Annotated in this window: 22 protein-coding genes; 11 read left to right on the top strand and 11 right to left on the bottom strand. The window is 67.7% G+C overall.

Features of this window, described 5'->3' with window-relative positions:
- Window positions 1–34: 34 nt before the first annotated feature.
- The 7 genes from OPU67_RS02160 to OPU67_RS02130 form a co-directional block, all read right to left on the bottom strand.
- Window positions 35–805 (bottom strand): ABC transporter permease, encoded by a 771-nt coding sequence (locus OPU67_RS02160; protein WP_267617201.1) that lies wholly within the window; start codon window positions 803–805, stop codon window positions 35–37.
- The gene (locus tag OPU67_RS02155; protein ID WP_267617200.1) at window positions 802–1,746 is read right to left on the bottom strand and encodes an ABC transporter ATP-binding protein; all 945 of its coding nucleotides are present in this window, start codon (window positions 1,744–1,746) and stop codon (window positions 802–804) included. Before OPU67_RS02155 ends, OPU67_RS02160 begins: the two co-directional genes overlap by 4 nt.
- A gap of 9 nt (window positions 1,747–1,755) precedes the next feature.
- Window positions 1,756–2,793, bottom strand: a complete 1,038-nt coding sequence (queA, locus tag OPU67_RS02150) for a tRNA preQ1(34) S-adenosylmethionine ribosyltransferase-isomerase QueA (protein WP_267617199.1) — start codon at window positions 2,791–2,793, stop codon at window positions 1,756–1,758.
- Window positions 2,794–2,835: 42 nt separating this feature from the next.
- On the bottom strand, window positions 2,836–3,576 hold the full coding sequence (locus OPU67_RS02145; RefSeq protein WP_267617198.1) for a peptidylprolyl isomerase: 741 nt from the start codon (window positions 3,574–3,576) through the stop codon (window positions 2,836–2,838).
- A 90-nt stretch (window positions 3,577–3,666) separates the two neighbouring features.
- Window positions 3,667–4,179 carry a pantetheine-phosphate adenylyltransferase gene (gene coaD / locus OPU67_RS02140; protein WP_267617197.1) on the bottom strand — a complete coding sequence of 171 codons (513 nt, stop codon included), beginning with the start codon at window positions 4,177–4,179 and terminating at the stop codon, window positions 3,667–3,669.
- A 26-nt stretch (window positions 4,180–4,205) separates the two neighbouring features.
- The gene (locus OPU67_RS02135; protein WP_420708939.1) at window positions 4,206–5,111 is read right to left on the bottom strand and encodes a polyprenyl synthetase family protein; all 906 of its coding nucleotides are present in this window, start codon (window positions 5,109–5,111) and stop codon (window positions 4,206–4,208) included.
- A 12-nt stretch (window positions 5,112–5,123) separates the two neighbouring features.
- A complete protein-coding gene (locus OPU67_RS02130; protein ID WP_267617195.1) occupies window positions 5,124–5,375 on the bottom strand; it encodes an exodeoxyribonuclease VII small subunit in 252 nt (83 codons plus the stop codon).
- Between the two features lie 82 nt (window positions 5,376–5,457).
- Between OPU67_RS02130 and OPU67_RS02125 the strand changes: the two genes are divergently transcribed.
- Genes OPU67_RS02125 through purL form a run of 3 tightly spaced genes read left to right on the top strand, consistent with a single transcriptional unit; the run spans window position 5,458 to window position 8,838 of the window.
- Window positions 5,458–5,871, top strand: a complete 414-nt coding sequence (locus OPU67_RS02125) for a DUF2177 family protein (protein WP_267617194.1) — start codon at window positions 5,458–5,460, stop codon at window positions 5,869–5,871.
- A gap of 25 nt (window positions 5,872–5,896) precedes the next feature.
- Window positions 5,897–6,571: a hypothetical protein gene (locus tag OPU67_RS02120; RefSeq protein ID WP_267617192.1), complete on the top strand. Its 675-nt coding sequence runs from the start codon at window positions 5,897–5,899 to the stop codon at window positions 6,569–6,571.
- Window positions 6,572–6,600: 29 nt separating this feature from the next.
- Window positions 6,601–8,838 (top strand): phosphoribosylformylglycinamidine synthase subunit PurL, encoded by a 2,238-nt coding sequence (gene purL / locus OPU67_RS02115; protein ID WP_267617191.1) that lies wholly within the window; start codon window positions 6,601–6,603, stop codon window positions 8,836–8,838.
- A 109-nt stretch (window positions 8,839–8,947) separates the two neighbouring features.
- Here purL and OPU67_RS02110 read toward each other — a convergent pair whose 3' ends face one another.
- From OPU67_RS02110 to serB, 3 genes are all read right to left on the bottom strand, one after another.
- Window positions 8,948–9,739 carry a Coq4 family protein gene (locus OPU67_RS02110; RefSeq protein WP_267617189.1) on the bottom strand — a complete coding sequence of 264 codons (792 nt, stop codon included), beginning with the start codon at window positions 9,737–9,739 and terminating at the stop codon, window positions 8,948–8,950.
- 200 nt (window positions 9,740–9,939) lie between these two features.
- On the bottom strand, window positions 9,940–10,779 hold the full coding sequence (locus tag OPU67_RS02105) for a Coq4 family protein (RefSeq protein ID WP_267617188.1): 840 nt from the start codon (window positions 10,777–10,779) through the stop codon (window positions 9,940–9,942).
- A gap of 109 nt (window positions 10,780–10,888) precedes the next feature.
- Window positions 10,889–11,764: a phosphoserine phosphatase SerB gene (gene serB, locus OPU67_RS02100; RefSeq protein ID WP_267617186.1), complete on the bottom strand. Its 876-nt coding sequence runs from the start codon at window positions 11,762–11,764 to the stop codon at window positions 10,889–10,891.
- On the opposite strand from serB, the gene miaA reads away from it, so the two are divergent.
- From miaA to OPU67_RS02075, 5 genes are all read left to right on the top strand, one after another.
- A complete protein-coding gene (gene miaA / locus OPU67_RS02095) occupies window positions 11,757–12,713 on the top strand; it encodes a tRNA (adenosine(37)-N6)-dimethylallyltransferase MiaA (protein ID WP_267617185.1) in 957 nt (318 codons plus the stop codon). The two genes, serB and miaA, sit on opposite strands and share 8 nt — an antisense overlap.
- A 177-nt stretch (window positions 12,714–12,890) precedes the next feature.
- Window positions 12,891–14,636 carry a biosynthetic-type acetolactate synthase large subunit gene (ilvB, locus tag OPU67_RS02090; protein ID WP_267617432.1) on the top strand — a complete coding sequence of 582 codons (1,746 nt, stop codon included), beginning with the start codon at window positions 12,891–12,893 and terminating at the stop codon, window positions 14,634–14,636.
- A 97-nt stretch (window positions 14,637–14,733) separates the two neighbouring features.
- Window positions 14,734–15,249, top strand: a complete 516-nt coding sequence (gene ilvN, locus OPU67_RS02085; RefSeq protein ID WP_267617183.1) for an acetolactate synthase small subunit — start codon at window positions 14,734–14,736, stop codon at window positions 15,247–15,249.
- A 124-nt stretch (window positions 15,250–15,373) separates the two neighbouring features.
- Complete coding sequence (ilvC, locus tag OPU67_RS02080; protein WP_267617182.1) at window positions 15,374–16,393, top strand: ketol-acid reductoisomerase; 1,020 nt, start codon at window positions 15,374–15,376, stop codon at window positions 16,391–16,393.
- A gap of 69 nt (window positions 16,394–16,462) precedes the next feature.
- Window positions 16,463–17,131 (top strand): YceI family protein, encoded by a 669-nt coding sequence (locus OPU67_RS02075; RefSeq protein WP_267617180.1) that lies wholly within the window; start codon window positions 16,463–16,465, stop codon window positions 17,129–17,131.
- A 63-nt stretch (window positions 17,132–17,194) separates the two neighbouring features.
- Here the strand turns inward: OPU67_RS02075 and OPU67_RS02070 are convergent, their stop codons facing one another.
- Window positions 17,195–17,686: a YHS domain-containing (seleno)protein gene (locus OPU67_RS02070; RefSeq protein ID WP_267617178.1), complete on the bottom strand. Its 492-nt coding sequence runs from the start codon at window positions 17,684–17,686 to the stop codon at window positions 17,195–17,197.
- A 146-nt stretch (window positions 17,687–17,832) separates the two neighbouring features.
- On the opposite strand from OPU67_RS02070, the gene OPU67_RS02065 reads away from it, so the two are divergent.
- From OPU67_RS02065 to leuA, 3 genes are all read left to right on the top strand, one after another.
- The gene (locus tag OPU67_RS02065; RefSeq protein ID WP_267617177.1) at window positions 17,833–18,990 is read left to right on the top strand and encodes an alpha-hydroxy acid oxidase; all 1,158 of its coding nucleotides are present in this window, start codon (window positions 17,833–17,835) and stop codon (window positions 18,988–18,990) included.
- A 56-nt stretch (window positions 18,991–19,046) separates the two neighbouring features.
- The gene (locus OPU67_RS02060; protein WP_267617175.1) at window positions 19,047–19,514 is read left to right on the top strand and encodes a hypothetical protein; all 468 of its coding nucleotides are present in this window, start codon (window positions 19,047–19,049) and stop codon (window positions 19,512–19,514) included.
- A gap of 195 nt (window positions 19,515–19,709) precedes the next feature.
- Window positions 19,710–21,398 (top strand): 2-isopropylmalate synthase, encoded by a 1,689-nt coding sequence (leuA, locus tag OPU67_RS02055; RefSeq protein WP_267617174.1) that lies wholly within the window; start codon window positions 19,710–19,712, stop codon window positions 21,396–21,398.
- Window positions 21,399–21,479: the final 81 nt, after the last annotated feature.

Here is a 21,479-nt window from a genome sequence, read left to right as displayed (position 1 = left end):
TGTCCGACGAACGCCATGTGTCGGACGGTTTGGATCACTCCCTCAGCCGCCATCCGGTGCGGAAGATCAGCGCAATGATGATCACGCAGACCGCCAGGAACCCAAGGGTCAGGCCAAGCGACACCGCGATCGGCACGTCCGAGACCCCGTAAAAACTGTAGCGCAGCCCGCTCACCAGGAAGGCGATGGGATTGGCGAGTGCGATGGCGTCCCACGGCGCGGGCAGGTCGCGGATCGCGTAGAAGGTGCCGCCAAGGAAGGTCAGCGGAGTGAGGATCAGCATCGGGATGATGCCGAGCTTCTCGAACGAATCCGCCCAGATGCCGAGGATGAAGCCGAACAGCGCGAAGCTCGCTGCGACCAGCATGATGTAGACCGCCGCCAGCAGCGGGTGGGCGATCTGGTAATCGACGAAGAACCGCGCCGTCGTCAGGATGATCGCGGCGAGGATCAGGCCCTTTGTTGCCGCCGCCCCGACAAAGCCGGTGAGCGTCTCGGCGACGCCGACGGGGGCGGAAAGCAGTTCGTAGATCGTGCCGGTGAAGCGCGGCATATAGATGCCGAAGCTCGCGTTGCTGGTGGTCTCGCCGAGCAGGGTGAGCATCAGGAGGCCGGGGATGATGAAGGCGCCATAGGGCACGCCGCCCACCGGCTCCATGCGCGCGCCGATCACCGATCCGAACACCACGAAGTAGAGCGAGGTGGTGAGCACCGGCGAGAGGATCGACTGGAAGGCGGTGCGGAAGGCGCGGGCCATCTCGCGGCGGTAGATGGCGTAGGCGCTGCGCGCGGAGAAGTGCATCATGCCGCCTCCTGCTCTTTGCCGAGCAGGCTGACGAAGATCTCCTCGAGCGAGCTGTCGTGGATGTCGAGGCTGGTGTAGCCGATCCCGGTGCGGGTCAGCGCCTGGGCGAGGTCGGCGACCTCGGCACGGCCCCTGCCCTGCCCGTTGCCCCCGCGATAGACGAGGCGCGTGCCGCCGTCCGCCAGTTCGACCGGGAATGCGGCAAGCGCCTCCGGCACCTGCGCCAGCGGCGCAGCGAGGTCGATCACCGCCTCGGTGGTGCCCAATCGCTCCATCATCGCGCGCTTTTCGTCCACCATCAGGATGCGCCCGCCGCGGATGATGCCGACACGGTCGGCCATTTCCTCGGCTTCCTCGATGTAGTGGGTGGTGAGGATGATGGTGACGCCGCGCTGCTTCAGCGCCGCGATCTGTTCCCACATCCCCTTGCGTAGTTCGACGTCGACCCCGGCGGTGGGCTCGTCGAGGAACAGCAGTTCGGGATCATGCGCGAGCGCCTTGGCGATCAGCACGCGGCGCTTCATGCCGCCGCTGAGCGCGCGGATCTGGGCGTCCTTCTTGTCCCACAGAGATAGGCTTTTCAGGATTTCCTCGAGCCGCGCCGGGTCGGAAGGCTTGCCGAACAGGCCCTGCGAATAGACGACCGCGTGCCACACGGTCTCGAACATGTCGGTGGCGAGCTCCTGCGGCACGAGCCCGATGCGCGCGCGCGCTGCGCGCCAGTCGCGCGACAGGTCCTGCCCGAAGGCTGTGATCGTGCCGCCGGTCGGCCGCACCAGCCCGCACACCGCGCCGATCAGCGTGGTCTTGCCCGCCCCATTGGGCCCGAGCAGCGCGAAGATCTCGCCCGCGCGCACGTCGAGATCGACCGAATCGAGCGCGCGCGGCCCGTTCCTGTAGGTCTTGGTCAGCCCGCGGATCGACAGGATGGGTTCGCTCATGGCTACCGACTACGGGAGCAGCAGCGAGGAGTCACCATAGGAATAGAAGCGGTATTCGCTGTCGATGGCATGGGCATAGGCGGCCATCATCCGCTCGCGCCCCATCAGCGCGCTGACCAGCATCATCAGCGTCGACTTGGGCAGGTGGAAGTTGGTCATCAGGCCGTCGACCGCCTTCAACCTGTAGCCCGGGGTGATGAAGATGCTGGTGTCGCCCGCGAAGGGCTGGATCACGCCGTTCTCGTCCACCGCGCTCTCGAGCAGGCGCAGCGAGGTGGTGCCGACCGCGATGATGCGGCCGCCCGCTTCCCGCACCGCGTTGAGCTGATCGGCGGTCTCGGCAGAGATCCGGCCGAACTCGGCGTGCATCTGGTGGTCGTCGGTGTCCTCGGCCTTCACCGGGAGGAAGGTGCCCGCACCCACGTGCAGCGTCAGCATCGCCCGCCCGATCCCGGCGGCGTCGATCGCATCGACGAGCCGCTGGGTGAAGTGCAGCGAGGCGGTCGGCGCGGCGACCGCGCCTTCCTCGCGGGCGAACATCGTCTGATAGTCCTCTAGATCCTGCGCATCCACGCCGCGCTTCGACGCGATATAGGGCGGCAGCGGCATGGTCCCGGCGCGGTCGAGCAGCACCTCGACCGGCTCGCCGCCCTCGAAGAACAGGGTCAGCGAGCCGTCGGCGTGGCGCGCCTCGGCGATTGCGGTGACGCCGCCGCCGAAGATCAGGTGGTCGCCCTCCTTCACGCGCTTGGCGTTCCTGAGGAAGGCCTGCCAACGGCGGAGGTCGATGCGCTTGTGGAGCGTCGCGCCGATCTTCGCTTCCCCGTCGGCGCGGCGGCCTTCGAGCTGGGCGGGGATGACGCGGGTGTCGTTGAAGACCAGCACGTCGCCGGGCGATAGCAGGCTCGGTAGATCGCGCACACCGCGGTCCTCGAAGGGCGCGTCCTGCCCGCGCACCACCAGCATCCGCGCCGCATCGCGCGGGCGCACGGGCCTCAGAGCGATACGCTCTTGCGGCAGCGCGAAATCGAACAGGTCAACCTTCATGGCGCGCGCCCCTAACGGTTCATCGCGCCTGAAGGAAGGGGCTTACTTGCTCGGCGGGATCGGCGCGCTCAAGGCGTCGGCGGTGATCGGCGCTTCCTTCGCCGGCGCCGGCATTACCTGCGGCTTGTTGTCGCTGCCGAGCGAGGCCTGGAGGATGTAGGTCGGCTGCTGCGGCGGCTCGCCGCGCTGGATGGCGTCGACCGCTTCCATGTTCTCGATCACCCGGCCGAAGTTGGTGTACTTCTTGTCGAGGCTGAAGCGCGGATAGAAGACGATGAAGAACTGGCTGTTGGCGCTGTCTTCCGAGGCGGCGCGGGCCATCGACACGCTGCCGCGCACGTGGGGCATGGGGTTGAATTCGGCTTTGAGGTCGGGAAGCTCGCTGCCGCCCTGCCCGGTGCCGGTCGGATCGCCGCCCTGCGCCATGAAGCCGTCGATCACGCGGTGGAACACGACGCCGTTGTAGAAGCCCGCTTCGGTCAGTTCCTTGACGCGCTTGACGTGCTCGGGCGCCCAGTCGGGCATCAGACGGATCTTGACCCGCTGGCCGTTCGACAGGTCGAGCACCCAGACGTTCTCGGGCTCGACGGACGCATCATATTCGATGGGCGCATAAATGCGCGCAGGCGCCTGCCGCTCCATCTCCTTCTGCTTTTCCTTGGACGCGTTCTCCCCGAAGGCCTCGGGCGGCGGCTCGTTGCCCTTCTTCTGCGCGAAGGCCGCGTGCGGCGCGGAGAGGAGAGCCAGGGCGGCAAGGGCAGTCGCGAACTTGGGTATGGTCATGGTTCCGTCCGGATTGGTGGAGGGCCTGTTAGACCCGCCCGGCTGACACTGCAATGAATGATGGCGGCACGCGGTGCGGGCGGCCCCGCCTCAGCCGCCGCCCTTCAGCCCCTGCTCGCGCACGCGGGCGACCACATCCGCGCAAACAGCAGGGCTGACGAACCTGTGGATGTCGCCGCCGTAGAGCGCGATCTCCTTCACGAGCCGGCTGGCGATCGGCTGAAGGCTGACATCGGCCATCAGGAAGATCGTCTCGACATGATCGTTCAATTGCCGGTTCATGCCGGTGAGCTGGTATTCGTACTCGAAATCGGTGACGCCGCGGATGCCGCGGATCACCACCGAGGCGCCTTGCGCATCGGCAAAGTCGACGAGCAGCGCGTTGAAGCCGACCACCTCGACATTGCTGAGGGATAGGCTCGCCACCTCGCGTTCGACCATCGCGATGCGCTCGGCGTCGGTGAACATCGGGCTCTTGGCGATGTTGGTGGTGACGCCGATGATGAGGTGATCGACCAGGCGCGAGCCGCGGCGGATGATGTCGGCATGGCCGAGGGTGATGGGATCGAAGGTCCCGGGATAGATCCCGACGCGGCGTGTCATGGCGTGTGTCCTCCCCGACGCCGCGATCAGCGGTCGCGCTCGACGATGTAACGGGCCAGGGCGCGCAGGATGTCGGCCTCCGCGCCGTAGGAGGCAAGCCGCAGCACCGCCTGATCGACCAGCGCGCGGGCCTGTTCGCGGGCGCGATCGACACCCAGCAGGGTGACGAAGGTCTGCTTGCCCTGTTCGCTGTCCTTGCGCAGCGCCTTCCCAGCCTTTGCGATATCGCCCTCGACGTCGAGCAGGTCATCGGCGATCTGGAAGGCGAGCCCGATGTCGCGGGCATAGGCCCTGAGATGCGCGCGGCCCTGCGGAGGAACCTTGCCGAGGATCGCCCCCATCTCGACCGCGGCGGCGAGCAGCGCGCCGGTCTTGAGCTGCTGGAGCCGGGTGACGGCGTGGAGATCGTAGACCACGCCCTCCTCGTCGGCGACCATATCCATCATCTGCCCGCCGGCCATCCCGTTCATGCCCGACGCCTGGCCGAGCGTCAGGATCAGCTCGCTGCGCGTGAAGGGATCCTCGCTCGTCGCATCGTCGGCGAGGATCTCGAAGGCGAGCGCGTGGAGCGCATCGCCCGCGAGGACCGCGGTCGCCTCGTCATAGGCCTTGTGCAGGGTCGGCTTGCCGTGCCGCAGGTCGTCATTGTCCATGCAGGGCAGGTCGTCGTGGATCAGCGAATAGACGTGGATCGCCTCGATCGCCGCGCCCGCGCGCAGCGCCGCATCGCGGGCGACGCCGAACAGGCTCGCGGTGCTGCACACCAGCAAGGGACGCACCCGCTTGCCGCCGCCGATTGCGGCATAGCGCATCGCCTCGACGAGCCGCGCCGAGGTGTCGTCCGGCACCGGCAACAGCGCGTCGAACACGGAGTCGATCTCCGATTGCACGCGCCCCAATGCCTCGCTCAGCACGCTAACCCCCGTTTCCATCAGCATCGTCCCTCAACCTTCCGCATCGAACGGGCGCGTGCCGGTCGCGCGCCCGTCGGCAGCCGTCACGATCCGCTCGATCCGCGCCTGCGCCGCATCGAGCCGCTGCTGGCAGGCCGCGCGCAGCGCCTCGCCGCGTTCGTAAAGCGTGATCGACTGGTCGAGCGGCACGTCGCCGCGCTCCAATTGCTGCACGATCGCCTCGAGCTGGCCGAGCGCCTGCTCGAAGCTCATGGCAGTGATATCCGGGGTGCCCTCGTCCATGCCGCGAGCATTGACGGGGCGCGCTGGCGCGGTCAAGGCTGACCGCGTTCGCCGGGCCGCAGAACACAGGGATAGCCTTACGATGTTGAAGTGGATCATCGCCTACGGCATAGCCGCCGTGTCCTTCCTGGCGCTCGACATGGTGTGGCTGCGCTGGGCCTCGGTCAATCTCTACAAGCCGGTGATCGGCGAGATCATGGCCGAAAACTTCAATGGCGGCGCGGCGGTCGCCTTCTACCTCATCTACATCGCCGGGATCACCTGGTTCGCGATCCGGCCGGGCCTGGAAGCGGGCGCGGTGCAGCCGGCGCTGCTTAACGGGATCCTGCTCGGCGCCCTGTGCTATGCGACCTTCGACCTCACCAATCAGGCGGTGATGAAGGTGTGGGCCACGCATATCAGCGTGCTCGACATCCTGTGGGGCGCCTTCGTCACCGGCGCGGCGAGCGCGATCGCGACGCTGGGTGTGCTGCGCTTCGCACCCGCCTCGGCCTGAAGCGGGGGCTCGGGGGGGAGGCACCATGTTCATCGGCCATTTCGCCCCGGCCTTCGTGGCCGCCGCGGTCACGCCCGATCGTCCGCGGCTCGCGACCATGTTCGTCGCGGCGCAACTGGCGGACTGGGGCTTCTTCAGCCTTGCCCTGGTGGGCGCCGAAGCGATGCGAGTCGATCCCGCAGCGAGCGTGATGGTGCCCTTCGACCTCTACCATATGCCCTACACCCACTCGCTTCTCGGCACGGCGATCTGGGCCGCGACCTTCTGCGCGCTCGTGGCGCTGTGGCGGCGCGATGTGCGGCTGGGGGTGCTGGCCGGGCTCGTCGCGCTGTCCCACTGGTTCCTCGACTGGCTGGTCCACGTCCCCGATCTCACCTGGGACGGCACCCCGCCCAAGCTCGGTCTCGGCCTGTGGAACTGGCCGTGGGCCGCGATCCCGCTCGAACTGGCGCTGACCGGCACGGCCTTCGCCTTCTTCATGCGGCGCACCCGCGGGCCGCTCGGGCCGCCAGCGGGGCTGGCGGGAGCGATGCTGCTGTTTCAGGCCATCAGCTGGTTCGGCCCGGCACCCGCAGCGGCGGGACCGCTCCTCTACCTTCAGGCGCTCTTCGCCTTCGGCGTGCTCACCGCGCTGGCCGGGTGGGTTGCGCAGAATCGCTGGTTCAGGAAACGCGGCGGCTTGGCCTCGCGCGCCCGCTGATCTAGGGGCGCTGGGCAAGGAGAACCCGCATGAGCGCCATCACCCCCGAGATCGTCGAGAGCCACGGCCTCAGCCCCGAAGAATACGCGCGCGTCCTTGCAGCGCTCGGCCGCGAGCCGAACCTTGTCGAGCTCGGCATCTTCTCGGTGATGTGGTCGGAGCATTGCAGCTACAAGTCCTCGCGCATCCACCTGAAGAAGCTGCCGACCGAGGCGCCCTGGGTCATCTGCGGCCCGGGCGAGAACGCGGGCGTGATCGATATCGGGGACGGGCAGGCGGCAATCTTCAAGATGGAGAGCCACAACCACCCCTCCTATATCGAGGCCTACCAGGGGGCGGCGACGGGGGTCGGCGGCATCCTGCGCGACGTCTTCACCATGGGCGCGCGGCCCATCGCCAATGCCAACGCGCTGCGCTTTGGGCGGCCCGAGCACCCCAAGATGAAGCATCTGGTGCAGGGCGTGGTTGCGGGCATCGGCGGTTATGGCAACTGCGTCGGCGTGCCCACGGTGGCGGGCGAGACGAACTTCCACCCCGCCTATGACGGCAACATCCTCGTCAACGCCATGACCGTGGGCGTGGCCGATCAGGACAAGATCTTCTATTCCGCTGCCACCGGCCTCGGCAATCCGATCGTCTATGTCGGCTCCAAGACCGGGCGTGACGGCATCCACGGCGCGACCATGGCGAGCGCCGATTTCGGCGAGGACGCCGAGGCCAAGCGCCCCACGGTACAGGTCGGCGACCCCTTTACCGAGAAGTTGCTGATCGAGGCCTGTCTCGAGCTGATGGCGACCGATGCCATCGTCGCGATCCAGGATATGGGCGCGGCCGGCCTCACCTCCTCCTCGGTGGAAATGGCGTCCAAGGGCGGCGCGGGCATCCGGCTCGACATGAACAAGGTGCCCTGCCGCGAAACGGGCATGACGCCTTACGAAATGATGCTCTCGGAAAGCCAGGAGCGGATGCTCATGGTGCTGAAGCCCGGCAAGGAAGCGATGGCCGAGGCGATCTTCCGCAAGTGGGAGCTCGATTTCGCGGTGATCGGCGAAGTCACCGATACCGGCCACATGGTGCTCGAATTCAACGGCGAGGTGGTGTGCGACATCCCGCTTGCCCCGCTCGCCGACGATGCGCCGCTCTATGACCGGCCCTACCTCTCCAAGGAGGAATACGCTGCATGGGCGGGCGTGAAGCCGCTGGGCGAAGTCCCGGCCACGGATGATGTCGCAGGTGACCTCATCAAGCTGATGGCCTCCCCCGATCTCGCCTCGCGCCGCTGGATCGCCGAGCAATACGATTCGCAGGTCGGTGCCGACACGCTCCAGACCGGCGGCGATGCGGGCGTGGTGCGGGTGCACGGGACAGGCAAGGCGCTCGCCATCACCACCGACTGCACCCCGCGCTACGTCTTCGCCGACCCCTACGAGGGCGGCAAGCAGGCGATCGCCGAGGCCTATCGCAACCTGTGCGCCGTCGGCGCGCGGCCGCTGGCGGTGACCAACTGCCTCAACTTCGCCAACCCCCAGCGCCCCGAGATCATGGCGCAGATCGTCCACGCCCTTGACGGCATGGGCGACGCCTGCCGCGCGCTCGACTTCCCGATCGTGTCGGGCAACGTCAGCCTCTACAACGAATCGAAGGCGACCGGCGGCGGCTCGGCGATCCTCCCCACCCCCGCGATCGGCGGGGTCGGCATCATCACCGATCTCGCCAAGATGATGACCATGCACTTCAAGAACGCGGGCGATGCGATCTACCTCGTCGGGCCAGAGTTCTGGGCGCGGCCCGATCCCACCCGCTCGCACCTCGGCCAGTCGCTGTGGCTGCGCGTGGTCAAGGGCATCGAAGGCGGCCGCACCCCGCCGACCGACCTCACGGTCGAAAAGAACGCGGGCGCGATCATCCATGAACTGATCGCCGATGGGCTGGTCAACGCGGTTCACGACCTCAGCGACGGCGGCCTCGCGGTGGCGCTTGCGGAAATGGCGCTGGCCGGCGGCATCGGCGCCGAGGTGGAAGCGGGCAATCCCGCCTACACCCCCGCCCAGTGGTGGTTCGGCGAGGATCAGGGCCGCTACCTGGTCACCGTCCCCGACGTCGCGGCATTGAACGCGGCGCTCGCGAAGGGGACGAGAAACGACGAGACCGCGCAGATCGGCTTCCAGCGGATCGGCACGGTCGGCGGCGAGACGGTGCTGGGCGTGGCGCTCGGCGAGCTGCGCGCGGCGCACCAGCGGTTCTTCCAGGAGTGGATGGAGGGCTGAGCGCACCCTGCGTCCGGGCCGAGCCTGTCGCAGCCCCTTTCTTCACTTTCATGGCGCGTGCAAAGGGAAGGCGGCCCTAAGACGGGCTTAGAGCGAAGGAATTTTCGCTCTAAGCCGCCTGCGCCCCGCTGAGGGAGATGTTCTCGCTCAGGGTGCCTTCCGAATGCAGGATCGCAAGGCACTGGCGATAGACCTCCGGCCTGCCGATCCCGAGCCGCGCGCGGGCCGCGGCGATATTCTCGCGCATCAGCGCCTCGATGTCCTGGTGCGCAATCTTGGCCGCCGCCCGGCCGAGCCGCCGGCCCTCGCTGATCGCGGCGTAGATCGGCGCCCGGGTGCCGCTCACCTTCCTGATCTGGCGGGCGCCGGCATAGGCGATGAACAGGATGCCGAGATTGTGGTTCTGCTCGTAACTGAAGGCCAGCAGGCTCACCTCGCCCAGCGCGTCGCGGCCATAGCCGGTGAGCACGTGAAACAGGTCATGCGTGTCGCGCAGGCGATCGAAATACCACTGGGTCTGATCCTTGGGCAGGCTTTCGGGCGGGGCCCACTTGTGGCTTTCCGCCACCAAGCCTGCCGCCGACAGTCCCTCGCGCTTCATGAAGGCGATGTAATGCGCCGCGACCGTTTCGGGACCGCAATCGGCCCAGCGCGCGTGATCGTCGAGCATGGCGGGGATGCTGGCGCCCTGGCGCAGCAGGCGCTGGCCCTGGGGCGAGGCGATGAAGTCGTGCGCCTGGGCATGGCTGCGCCGCCCCTTGGTCGCCTCGATGATGTGGAAGACCTGTTCGGTATCCTCCTTGTCCTCGACCAGCTTTCCGAAGTGACGGAGCACCTTGAGCGGCCGGAAGCCCGACACCCGGCGCTCGGGCGCAACCAGCGGGAGATCGAGCAACGTCATGTCCGTCACATCCTTCTTGCGATTCGCGGGCGGGCCACTTTCGGGAGCCTTACTAACATTGGTGTCAGTTGCTGTCCATGCCCGCCGATGAGGGCGCCATCCGTGCGCGGTCTGGCACTTCGAACCGTTCCGACACACCCGCACTGGACACAAGCGGCTGGTCCCCTCGCATCAGGTCGCTTCGGCGGCCGGTAGCGCGATCAGGCGGCGAGGAGTTGCGGCTCGACCGGCTTGCCGGAGAGGAGGTCGTAGGGGTCGATCCCCTCGCGGCGCCAGATGCGATGGCACTCGCGATAGACCGTCGGTTCGGGGATGCGCAGGTCGCGGCGCACCTCCTCGAGCGGCCGGGCGAGCAGTTCGCGGATCGGCTGCGCCATCAGCGACGGCGCGCCCTTGCCGGTGCGGTGCGCCTGACGGACCGCGCCGAACACCGGCGCCTTGCTGCCGCGCACGGTCTTGGCGATGTTCGCCGCGCCCGCATAGCCGATCAGCAGGTGCCCATGGCTGGGCGCCTGGCCGTGGGTGAACAGCAGCACGCACTGCTCGCCCAGCGCATCGCGGCCATAGCCGGTGAGCACGTGGAACAGGTCGTGCGTGTCGCGCGAGCGGTTGATGAACCACTCGACGAGGTCGGGATACCTGGGACGCCCCACCCGGTCGTATTCGGCGACCAGCCCGGCGGCGGAAAGGCCCTCGGCCTCCATGAAATCGCAATAGGCGTGCGCGAGCGATCCCCTGGGCGTGCGGCGCAGCGCCTCGTGATCGTCGAGGATTTCGGGCAGATAGGGCTCGCTCGCCCGCAGCGCCGCGCCGCGCTCGGACAGCGCCAGTTCTTCGACGCGCGGCAGGAAGTCCTTCGAGGGCAGGGATTCGAAGATCTTGAAGACCAGCGACGTGTCTTCCTTGTCCTTGATGAGCTTCTGGAAGTTGCGCACCGCGCGCAGCGGGCGGTAGCGCGCAACCGGGCGGTCCGGATGCAGCAGCACCGTGCCGTCGGAGGCGAATATCCGGCTGTAGTCGTCGCGGGCGGTCTGGGTCATCGTCGGGGTTCCTGAGCGTTGGCCTGCACTTACGCCATGCTTGCTTACATGAATGTTAATAGCCGATTCGGTATCTCTGTTGCAACCCGTTCCGCAAAAGCCCGGTCGGTCACGAATCCCGCCACTGCAACCGCGGAATGCCCAGCAATGTCAGAACCGCGGTGAGATCGGCATCGTCCACCCGCCCGTTCGCGGCCGCCCGCGCGCGCGGCTTGGCCTTGAAGGCAAAGCCGTAGCTCGCGGCCGCGATCATCGGAATGTCGTTGGCGCCGTCCCCGGTGGCGAGGCTGAGCGCGCCCTCGCCTGCCGCGGCGACCTCCTCGGCGAGCACCGCCGCCTTCACCGCGCTGTCGACGATGTCGCCGACCAGTCTGCCTGTCAGGCGGCCGTCCGCAACCTCGAGCCGGTTGCCCACGACGCGGTGGAAACCCAGCATTGCGCCCACCGGATCGGCGAAGTGGTGGAAGCCGCCCGTCACCAGCACGGTGCGGGTGCCGAGCGCCGCCAGCGTCGCGACAAGGGTGCGCGCCCCGGGCGAGGCGCTCACCCGCTCGGCAAGGCAGGCGTCGATCGCGCGCTCGTCGAGCCCCTCGAGCAGCCCCACCCGTTCACGCAGCGCGCTCGCGAAATCGAGCTCGCCCTGCATCGCGCGCTCGGTGATTGCGGCGATCTGCGGCTTGAGACCGGCGTAATCGGCAAGCTCGTCGATGCATTCCTGCCCGATCATGGTCGAATCCATGTCGGAGACGAACACGGCCGGCACGCGGATCTCCGTCTCGCTCGCGAGCACGGCGGCGGGGGCGAAGACGGCGTCGACCGCATCGAGCAGGGCGGTGACGGTGGTGCCCGCGCAGCGCAGCTCGAGCATCTCGCCGTCGCGGGCCGAGGCGGTCAGCTCGCCCCCCTCCCCCGCAAGCCGCTCGGCGATCCGCGCGAGACGCGTTTCACTTGTGCCGGTCTCTGCTATCAGCCGCGCCATGACCATACCGACTTCTCCTTCCGAGCCGCTGGCGCTCATTGCAGGGCCGACCGCGAGCGGCAAGAGCGCGGTTGCCGTGGCGCTGGCGCAGCGGCTCGGCGCGGCAGGCCGGCGCGGCGTGGTGATCAACGCGGATTCGGCGCAGGTCTATGCCGACCTCGCCATTCTTTCGGCGCGGCCTTCCGAGGAGGAGATGGCAGGCATCGAGCACCGGCTGTTCGGCGCCTGGGACGGGGCGGAAGCCTGCTCGGCCGCCGCCTGGGCCGCACGGGCGCGGGCCGAGATCGCGGCCTGCCACGAGGCGGGTGCGGTGCCCATCCTGGTCGGCGGCACCGGGCTCTATCTCAAGGTCCTGCTCGAGGGCATCGCCCCGATCCCGGCCATCGACCCGGCGGTGCGCGCGGCGGTGCGAGCGATGGACGAGGGCGACGCCTACAAGCTCCTCGCGATCGAGGACCCCGAACGCGCCATGCAGCTCGACCCCGGCGACCGCCAGCGGATTGCCCGCGCGCTCGAGGTCAAGCGCTCGACCGGGGTGACGCTGGCCGACTGGCAGCGCGCCAAGGCGGGGGGGATTGCGGACATGGTCAACCTCGTCCCCCTGATCGTCGAGCCCGAGCGCGCCTGGGTCTACGAGCGGTGCGATGCACGCTTCGCGGCGATGCTGGACGCGGGGGCGATTGCCGAGGTCGAGGCGCTGCTTGCGCGCGGGCTCGATCCCGACCTGCCGGTGATGCGCGCGATCGGTGTGCCCGAGATCGCCGCCTATCTGGCGGGTGCGATCGACGGCGAGCGGATGCTGGCGGCCGGGCAGCAGGCGACCCGCAACTATGCCAAGCGCCAGTTCACCTGGTTCCGGCGCCAGCCTCCGCCGGAATGGCCGCGGGCCCATCCGAAGTGGGAACAGGAATCTGTCGCGATCGATACGTATTTTGCATCTTTGTTACACGAATAGCGCTTGACTTGTCAGATTATGACATCTAGCGCCGCGGTCACGGTCCGATGTCGCCTCGGCGCATCGGGCCGGTCGTTTATCCACCAGGGCCGATGAAGGCCCGACCCGTCGATGGAGTGCCCCGTGACCGGCAAGCCGGCCAGCCCCGCGCCTTCCGCACCCGATCCTGCCACTGCGATGAGCGGGGCGGCGATCCTTGTGAATGCCCTGATCGAACAGGGCGTGGAATTCGTGTTCGGCTATCCCGGCGGCGCGGTCCTCCCCATCTATGACGAGCTGTTCGGCGATGAACGCATCCGCCACATCCTCGTCCGCCACGAAGCGGGCGCGGCCCATGCGGCGGAAGGCTATGCGCGCGCCACCGGCAAGCCCGGCGTCGTGCTCGTCACCTCCGGCCCGGGAGCGACCAACGCCATCACCGGCATTGCCGATGCGTGGATGGATTCGATCCCGCTCGTCGTCATCACCGGTCAGGTTCCCACCAGCCTGATCGGCACCGATGCCTTTCAGGAAGCCGACACGATCGGCATCACCCGCCACTGCACCAAGCACAATTATCTCGTGAAGGACCCGGCCGATCTCGCCGCGACGATCAAGGAGGCCTTCAGGATCGCCACCACCGGCCGGCCCGGCCCGGTGGTGATCGACATTCCCAAGAACGTGCAGATCGCCGTCCCCTCCGAGCGCCGCGCCAATGTCCGCACCGGCGCGCACCGCTACGCGCCGCAGACGGTCGCCCCGGCCGAGCAGATCGTCGAGGCGGTGGAGCTGATCGCGGGCGCGCGCGCGCCGATCCTCTACACCGGCGGCGGGATCATCAATTCAGGGCCCGAGGCGAGCCGGTTGCTGCGGCAGTTCCAGGACCTGACCAGCGCCCCCGTGACCTCGACCCTGATGGGCCTCGGCGCCTTCCCCTCGACCCATCCCGACTGGCTGGGGATGCTGGGGATGCACGGCACCTATGAAGCCAACATGGCGATGAACCAGTGCGACGTGATGGTCTGCATCGGCGCGCGCTTCGATGACCGGGTGACGGGGCGCCTCGATGCCTTCTCGCCGGGATCGAAGAAGATCCACATCGACATCGACCGCTCCTCGATCAACAAGGTCGTCCCGGTCGATCTCGGCATCGTCGGGGACTGCGCCACGGTGCTCGGCCAGCTGATCGAGGCCTGGGGCAGCCGGCAGGCGCGCAACCTCGGCGAATGGAAGGCGCGGATCGCCGGTTGGCGGGCGCGCGAATGCCTTGCCTATCCGGATCGTTCGGCCAAGCACCCAGGGATGATCATGCCGCAGAAGGCGGTCGAGCGTCTCCATGCCCTCACCCGCGGGCGCGAGCCCATCATCACCACCGAGGTCGGCCAGCACCAGATGTGGGCGGCGCAGTATTTCGGCTTCGAGGCGCCCAACAAGTGGCTGACCAGCGGCGGCCTCGGCACGATGGGCTACGGGCTCCCGGCGGCGATCGGCGCGCAGCTCGGGCACCCGGACGCGCTGGTGATCGACATCGCGGGGGAGGCGAGCATCCAGATGAACATCCAGGAGCTCGGCACCGCCAGCCAGTATCGCCTGCCGGTCAAGATCTTCATCCTCAACAACGAATACATGGGCATGGTCCGCCAGTGGCAGGAACTGACCTATGAGAGCCGCTATTCGAACTCCTACTCGGACAGCCTCCCCGATTTCGTGAAGCTTGCCGAGGCTTATGGCTGGAAGGGCATCCGCATCACCGAAGAAAAGGATCTCGACGACGGGATCATGCGGATGCTTGACCACAACGGCCCGGTGATCGTCGATTGCCTCGTCGCGCAGGACGCCAATTGCCTGCCGATGATCCCGAGCGGGGCGGCGCACACCGATATGCTGCTCTACGGCGATCACGTCGACGGCACGATGGACGACGAAGCCAAGGCGCTGGTGTGATGGAGCTTGTTCAATATCCGTTCGTGTCGAGCGAAGTCGAGACACCGTGTACTGGCCTCTCGACTGCGCTCGAGGCGAACGGGATGGGTGTGCAGGGATGAAGATCACCGAAGCGGCCTCCGAACGCCACGTGCTCGCTGTCATGGTCGACAACGAACCCGGGATCCTCGCCAAGATCACCGGCCTGTTCACCGCGCGCGGGTACAACATCGACAGCCTGACCGTGGCCGACATCACCGAGGACCACGCGGTAAGCCGCATCACCATCGTCACCAACGGCCCGCCGCAGGTGATCGACCAGATCGAGGCGCAACTGGAGCGGCTCGTGCCGGTGCACAAGGTCACCGACCTCACCACCGCCGGCCCGCATGTCGAGCGCGAGCTCGCGCTGATCAAGGTCACCGGCACGGGCGACAAGCGGGTCGAGGCCTTGCGGGTGGCGGAGATCTTCCGCGCCCACGTGGTCGACACCACCACCACCAGCTTCGTCTTCGAACTGACCGGCGCGCCGGAGAAGATCGAGAGCTTCATCGCCCTGATGCGCGATCTCGGGCTGGTCGAGGTCGGCCGCTCGGGCGTGGTCGGCATGATGCGCGGGGCGCAAGGGACCTGAGACTTTTCATCACTCCGCCTTCCCGGGCTTGACCCGGGACCCCGCTTTCTTCGGCGATGCAGGAAGGCAGCGGGGCCCCGGCGCAAGGCCGGGGAGGTGATCACATCAAGAGCAAGGACGGACAATGAAGGTTTACTACGACGCCGACGCCGATCTCGATCTCATCAAGCCCAAGAAGGTCGCGATCGTCGGCTACGGATCGCAGGGCCACGCCCATGCGCAGAACCTGCGCGACAGCGGCGTCGCCGAAGTCGCCATCGCGCTGCGCGAGGGATCGGCCACCGCGAAGAAGGCGGAAGGCGCGGGCTTCAAGGTGCTCTCGAACACCGCCGCAGCACAGTGGGCCGACATCATCATGATCCTCGCGCCCGACGAGCACCAGGCCGCGATCTGGGAGAATGATCTCAAGGGCCACATGAAGCCCGGCAGCGCCCTCGCCTTCGCGCACGGTCTCAACATCCACTTCGGCCTGATCGAGCCACCTGCCGACATCGATGTCATCATGATTGCCCCCAAGGGCCCGGGCCACACCGTCCGCTCGGAATACGTGAAGGGCGGCGGGGTGCCCTGCCTCATCGCCGTCCACCAGGACGCGAGCGGCTCCGCGCACGACGTCGCCCTCGCCTACGCCTCCGCCGTCGGCGGCGGGCGTTCGGGGATCATCGAGACCAACTTCCGCGAGGAGTGCGAGACCGACCTGTTCGGCGAGCAGGCGGTGCTGTGCGGCGGGATCACCCACCTGATCCAGGCCGGGTTCGAGACGCTGGTCGAGGCAGGCTACGCGCCCGAAATGGCCTATTTCGAATGCCTCCACGAAACCAAGCTGATCGTCGACCTGCTCTACGAAGGCGGCATCGCCAATATGCGCTATTCGATCAGCAACACCGCCGAATACGGCGACATCACCACCGGCCCGCGGATCATCACCGCCGACACCAAGGCCGAAATGAAGCGCGTGCTCGACGACATCCAGTCGGGCCGCTTCGTGAAGAACTTCGTGCTCGACAACCGCGCCGGCCAGCCCGAACTCAAGGCCGCGAGGAAGCGCGCCGCCGCCCACCCGATCGAGCAGACCGGCGAGAAGCTCAGGGCCATGATGCCGTGGATCGCGGCGAACAAGCTGGTGGACAAGGCGAAGAATTGACGCGCCGAAGCGTGGAACCGGTGCGGTTCGTCGGGGATTGAAGCCTGAACATCAGGAGGATCAACCAAGATGAACCGCATCGCCTTTACCGCCGCCGCGGCCGCAACTCTCGCATTCGTGACCGGCGGGATTGCCGCCGCCCCGGCACTGTTCGCGCAAGGCGCACCTCAGGTTCCCGGCGCCGCCGACCCTGCGCGCGTGACCGCCGGAACCTATGCCGCCGATCCGGCGCATTCGCTGATCGCCTTCGAGGTCAACCACTTCGGCTTCAACGACTATTACGGCATCTTCGGCGATGTCGCGGGCACTTTGGTGCTCGATCCGGCCAACCCCAATGCGGCCAAGGTGGACGTGACGATCCCCGTCGCAAGCGTCACCACCGCGAGCAAGGGCCTGACCGAGCATCTGCTGCGCGCGGGCAAGGACGGCGGCAAGCCCGACTTCTTCGGCCCCGCGCCTGCCCCGGCCCGCTTCGTGTCGACCGCCGTCAAGGTCGATCCCAAGGATACCGCCAAGGCGGTCATCACCGGCAACCTCACCCTCAACGGCGTGACCAAGCCGATCACCTTCGAGGCCGAATTCACCGGCGCGGGCGTCAACCCCTTCAACAAGAAGGAGACCGTCGGCTTCGAGGCGGAAACCGAAATCAAGCGGTCTGACTTCGGCGTGAACTACGGCATCCCGCTGGTCAGCAACGAGGTCGAGCTCGACATCTCGGTCGCCTTTGAAAAGCAATAGGCGGGCAAGGCGACTGACGGGCCGCAAAGGGGTAAGCCCGCCAGTCGCCCGCCATGCAGCGGATCAGAACCCGAAGAAGGACGATCCGCTGTAGGTCTTGCCGGCCGGGATCCTGGCCCAATTCGGCCCACCCTTGGCGATGAAGCCGGCAATATTCTTGTGCCACTTGGCGCGGATGGGCTGATCGTAGTTGAGGTAAAGCTTGCCGCCGACGATGTCGTAGGCCGTCGGGTCGCCCGGGGCGAGATAGCCCTGCGCAATCGCCCAGGCGCAGTGGCCGCCATATTGCGGGGCGAAGGCGGCCGGGTCGGCCTTGAAGGCGGCGGCGTTCTGAGCGGTGGCAAAGCGCCATTCGGCGCCCTTCCACATCACCTTGTGCGCCGCGCTGCCCCTCAACGGGGTGCCCTTGCCGCGGAAATAGCTGACCGTGTCGTAGCCGCCGACCGCGACATTGGCGCTGGCGGCATAAATCCCGCCATCGGCCATTGCGGGAACAGCGAGCGCGAGCGGTGCGGCGATGGCAGCGAGTGCCACGAGCAGGCGGATGGGCTTCATCGGGGATATCCTTGACTGCGTGATGCCTGCGGATGATCGTGCATCACCCGCTCGCCTGTCTTTCGCATTGCCGCGGGCGGAGGTGACAGGGCGCGCACAAAAATCGTCGACTTGGCGAAGCGACTGCTTCAAGACTGCGCGCCGTGATGGGCCTGTCCGATTGCCACAACATCGATGATTTTCGCAGGCTCGCAAAGGCGCGGCTGCCCTTCCCGGTGTTCGACTACATCGACGGTGCGGCGGACGACGAGCTGACCAAGGCGCGCAACACCGCCGCCTTCGCGGGCGTCGATCTTGTCCCCGACGTCCTCGCGGGGGTCGAGACGATCGACACGTCCTGCACGATCCTCGGCCGCCCTTCGGCCCTCCCGCTGATGCTCTCGCCCACCGCCGTCCAGCGCGCCTTCCACTGGCAAGGCGAGACCGCTGTCGCCCGCGCCGCCGAAAAGTTCGGCCTGTGGTTCGGCATCTCGAGCCTCGCGACCCGCAGCATCGAGGAGATTGCCGCGCTCACCACAGGCCCCAAGCTGTTCCAGCTCTACGTCCACAAGGACAAGGGGCTCAACGCCAGCATGATCCAGCGCTGCCAGGCGGCGCGGTTCGATGCCCTCGCGCTGACGGTCGACACCATCGTGTCGGGCAAGCGCGAGCGGTGCCTGCGCTCGGGCTTCACCACTCCGCCGCGCTTCACCCCCGCGAGCGTGTGGAGCTATGCGACGCGGCCGCGCTGGACGCTCGACTACGTGCTGCGCGAGAAATTCCGCCTCCCCAACCTCGACACTCACGTGGCCGAGGGAACCGGCAAGGCGGTGAGCATCGCCGAATACTTCAACACCATGCTCGATACCGCGATGGACTGGGACACCGCCGCCCGCATCCGGCAGGACTGGGGCGGCACCTTCGTCCTCAAGGGCGTGATGAGCGCCGCGGACGCGCGCCGGGCCGTCGAGATCGGAGCGGACGCCATCATGGTATCGAACCACGGCGGACGCCAGCTCGACGGGTCCCGCGCGCCCTTCGACCAGCTCCCCGAGATCGTCGATGCAGTCGGCGGGCGGATAGAGATCATCTGCGACGGCGGGGTGCGGCGCGGCACCCACGTGTTGAAGGCCCTGTGCAGCGGGGCGAGCGCCGCTTCGGGCGGGCGGCTCTACCTCTACGCCTTGGCGGCGGCGGGGCAGGATGGGGTCGAGCGCGCGCTCGGCATCCTCAGGGACGAGATCGAGCGCGGGATGCGGCTGATGGGGGTGACGCGGGTTGACCAACTCACACCCGACCGCCTGCGCCCCCGGCCGCTGTCATGATCCGGTAATAGAAGGCGCGTTTGGACGAGCCGATCTTCTTCATTGGACCCGTCACCATGATCACAAGCCGCCGCTCGCTCGTCCTCGCCCTTGCCCCCGTCGCCCTTGCCGCCTGCGGGAGCGAGCCCGCGCAGCCGGGCAATGATGCCGAAAGCTTCGCCGCGCGCATCGGCGCTGGCGGCGAGGCGACGCCTTCTGCCGGTGTCGGCGCGCCGACAGCCGCCGCGACCGTCGCTCCCAAGGTGGCAGCGCCCCTGCCCGGCGCCGCGCCCGGCGCCTTCGCGCGCGGCACCCTCACCGATCCTGCCGCCGCGAAATGTGGCGCACCGCTGATGGGCCCCTTCCTCGGCAAGCCCGCCGACCAGGCGACGCGCGCGGCCATCGCGAAGACGCTCGGCCGGACCGACAACCTGCGCTTCGTCGCCTTCGGCGGGGACGGCTTCGTCAACCCCGACCCGACCAATCCGCGCCTCTCGATCATGCTCGATGCGCAGAACATCATCCGCGACGCGCGCTGCGGATGAAATCAGGGCCATTCCCGGCTTGCGCCCCACGCAAGAATCGGCAATGACAGCCGGCATGACGGGACACGGACTTGCGCTGCTGCTTCGACTTATGCGCCCTTGGGCGTAGGTCGGCGCGCGCATCAGGCAGCGCGGCACCGCTCCCAAGGGTGAACCGCCGCAGCTTCCCGATCCTTCCCGCGCGAGCCTTGTTCCATGCCCATGCTCAAAGAGCCTTCCGCCAAGTACCGGCCCTTCGGCCGGATTGACCTGCCCGACCGCCAGTGGCCTTCCAAGCTGATCGAGCGCGCCCCCCGCTGGCTTTCGACCGACCTGCGCGACGGCAACCAGTCGATCATCGATCCGATGGACGCGGTGAAGAAGCGCCGCTTCTTCGACCTCCTCGTCGAGATCGGCCTCAAGGAAATCGAGATCGGCTTTCCCAGCGCCGGGGCGACCGAGTTCGACTTCATCGCCGGCCTCGTGAAATCGGACGCGATCCCCGAGGACGTGATCGTCCAGGTGCTGACCCAAAGCCGCGAGGACCTGATCCGCACGTCCTTCGCCAGCCTCGAGGGCGCGCGGGCGGCGATCGTCCACCTCTACAACGCCGTCTCTCCCGCGTGGCGCGACATCGTGTTCCGCATGAGCCGCGAGGAGGTGAAGGCGATCGCCGTCGCCGGGGCCAAGGTGATGCGCGACGAGGCGGCGCGCTATCCGGGCACCGAGTGGCACTTCCAGTATTCGCCGGAGACCTTCTCCACCGCCGAGCTGGACTTCTCCATCGAGGTCTGCGCGGCAGTGATGGAGGTGCTCCAGCCCACGCCGGATCATCCGATCATCCTCAACCTGCCCGCCACGGTCGAAGCGGCGACGCCCAATGTCTATGCCGACCAGATCGAGTATTTCTGCCGCCACCTGCCGGGGCGCGAGAAGGCGGTCATTTCGCTCCACACCCACAACGACCGCGGCACGGGTGTCGCGGCGGCAGAGCTGGGGCTGATGGCGGGCGCGGACCGGGTCGAGGGCTGCCTGTTCGGGAACGGCGAGCGCACCGGCAATTGCTGCCTCGTCACGATGGCCCTGAACCTCTACACGCAAGGAGTCGATCCGGGCCTTGATTTCTCGGACATCGACCGGGTGATCGAGACCGTGGAATACTGCAACGCCATCCCGGTCCACCAGCGCCACCCCTATGGCGGGGAGCTGGTCTACACCGCCTTTTCCGGCAGCCACCAGGACGCGATCAAGAAGGGCTTCGAGGCGCGCGAGACGCAGAACGATCCGGTCTGGCGCGTGCCCTACCTCCCCGTTGACCCCGCCGATCTCGGGCGCTCCTACGAGGCGGTGATCCGCGTCAACTCGCAGTCCGGCAAGGGGGGCTTTGCCTGGGTGCTCGAGAAGGACCAGGGCCTGAAGCTCCCCAAGCGGATGCAGGCCGATTTCTCGCGGCACGTGCAGACGATGGCGGACGAACTGGGCCGCGAGCTCAATGCCGCCGACATCTGGGACGCCTTCCGCCGCGCCTATCACGTCAAGATCCACCCCAAGCACTTCCAGCTCGTCCGCTACGAGGAAAGCCGCGCCGCCGATGGCACGCGCATCTTCGCGGGCACCATCGCGGTCGAGGGTGCGGAGCAATCGGTCTTGGGCCGGGGCAACGGCCTCATTTCCTCGGTGATGGGCACGCTGCGAGAGGCCTTCGGGGTGGAGCTTGAGGTCATCGACTACACTGAGCACGCGCTGGGCGCCGGGACCGATGCGCGTGCGGCCGCCTATCTCGAATGCCGCGCGTCCGATGGCCGCACCGTCTGGGGCTGCGGGATCGACGAGGACATCGCCACGGCGAGCGTGCGCGCGGTGCTTTCGGCCGCCAATTCGGCGGTGGGCGCGCGCGGCGGCTGACCGGCAAGCACCCGCCCCCCCTGCGAAGCGGCTGCCGCCGGGGCACGAAGCTGAAGCGCGCCCGGCCGCCCTGCGGCCGGG

Source organism: Erythrobacter sp. WG (assembly GCF_026586795.1).
Classification (GTDB): domain Bacteria; phylum Pseudomonadota; class Alphaproteobacteria; order Sphingomonadales; family Sphingomonadaceae; genus Erythrobacter.
This window is presented reverse-complemented; position numbering and strand designations above follow the sequence as displayed.

Bases quoted from the DNA above. Each gene is read 5' to 3' on its own strand.
- OPU67_RS02160 (WP_267617201.1), bottom strand. From the start codon at position 805: ATGATGCACTTCTCCGCGCGCAGCGCCTACGCCATCTACCGCCGCGAG.
- OPU67_RS02155 (WP_267617200.1), bottom strand. From the start codon at position 1,746: ATGAGCGAACCCATCCTGTCGATCCGCGGGCTGACCAAGACCTACAGG.
- queA (WP_267617199.1), bottom strand. From the start codon at position 2,793: ATGAAGGTTGACCTGTTCGATTTCGCGCTGCCGCAAGAGCGTATCGCT.
- OPU67_RS02145 (WP_267617198.1), bottom strand. From the start codon at position 3,576: ATGACCATACCCAAGTTCGCGACTGCCCTTGCCGCCCTGGCTCTCCTC.
- coaD (WP_267617197.1), bottom strand. From the start codon at position 4,179: ATGACACGCCGCGTCGGGATCTATCCCGGGACCTTCGATCCCATCACC.
- OPU67_RS02135 (WP_420708939.1), bottom strand. From the start codon at position 5,111: ATGGAAACGGGGGTTAGCGTGCTGAGCGAGGCATTGGGGCGCGTGCAA.
- OPU67_RS02130 (WP_267617195.1), bottom strand. From the start codon at position 5,375: ATGGACGAGGGCACCCCGGATATCACTGCCATGAGCTTCGAGCAGGCG.
- OPU67_RS02125 (WP_267617194.1), top strand. From the start codon at position 5,458: ATGTTGAAGTGGATCATCGCCTACGGCATAGCCGCCGTGTCCTTCCTG.
- OPU67_RS02120 (WP_267617192.1), top strand. From the start codon at position 5,897: ATGTTCATCGGCCATTTCGCCCCGGCCTTCGTGGCCGCCGCGGTCACG.
- purL (WP_267617191.1), top strand. From the start codon at position 6,601: ATGAGCGCCATCACCCCCGAGATCGTCGAGAGCCACGGCCTCAGCCCC.
- OPU67_RS02110 (WP_267617189.1), bottom strand. From the start codon at position 9,739: ATGACGTTGCTCGATCTCCCGCTGGTTGCGCCCGAGCGCCGGGTGTCG.
- OPU67_RS02105 (WP_267617188.1), bottom strand. From the start codon at position 10,779: ATGACCCAGACCGCCCGCGACGACTACAGCCGGATATTCGCCTCCGAC.
- miaA (WP_267617185.1), top strand. From the start codon at position 11,757: ATGACCATACCGACTTCTCCTTCCGAGCCGCTGGCGCTCATTGCAGGG.
- serB (WP_267617186.1), bottom strand. From the start codon at position 11,764: ATGGTCATGGCGCGGCTGATAGCAGAGACCGGCACAAGTGAAACGCGT.
- ilvB (WP_267617432.1), top strand. From the start codon at position 12,891: ATGAGCGGGGCGGCGATCCTTGTGAATGCCCTGATCGAACAGGGCGTG.
- ilvN (WP_267617183.1), top strand. From the start codon at position 14,734: ATGAAGATCACCGAAGCGGCCTCCGAACGCCACGTGCTCGCTGTCATG.
- ilvC (WP_267617182.1), top strand. From the start codon at position 15,374: ATGAAGGTTTACTACGACGCCGACGCCGATCTCGATCTCATCAAGCCC.
- OPU67_RS02075 (WP_267617180.1), top strand. From the start codon at position 16,463: ATGAACCGCATCGCCTTTACCGCCGCCGCGGCCGCAACTCTCGCATTC.
- OPU67_RS02070 (WP_267617178.1), bottom strand. From the start codon at position 17,686: ATGAAGCCCATCCGCCTGCTCGTGGCACTCGCTGCCATCGCCGCACCG.
- OPU67_RS02065 (WP_267617177.1), top strand. From the start codon at position 17,833: ATGGGCCTGTCCGATTGCCACAACATCGATGATTTTCGCAGGCTCGCA.
- OPU67_RS02060 (WP_267617175.1), top strand. From the start codon at position 19,047: ATGATCACAAGCCGCCGCTCGCTCGTCCTCGCCCTTGCCCCCGTCGCC.
- leuA (WP_267617174.1), top strand. From the start codon at position 19,710: ATGCCCATGCTCAAAGAGCCTTCCGCCAAGTACCGGCCCTTCGGCCGG.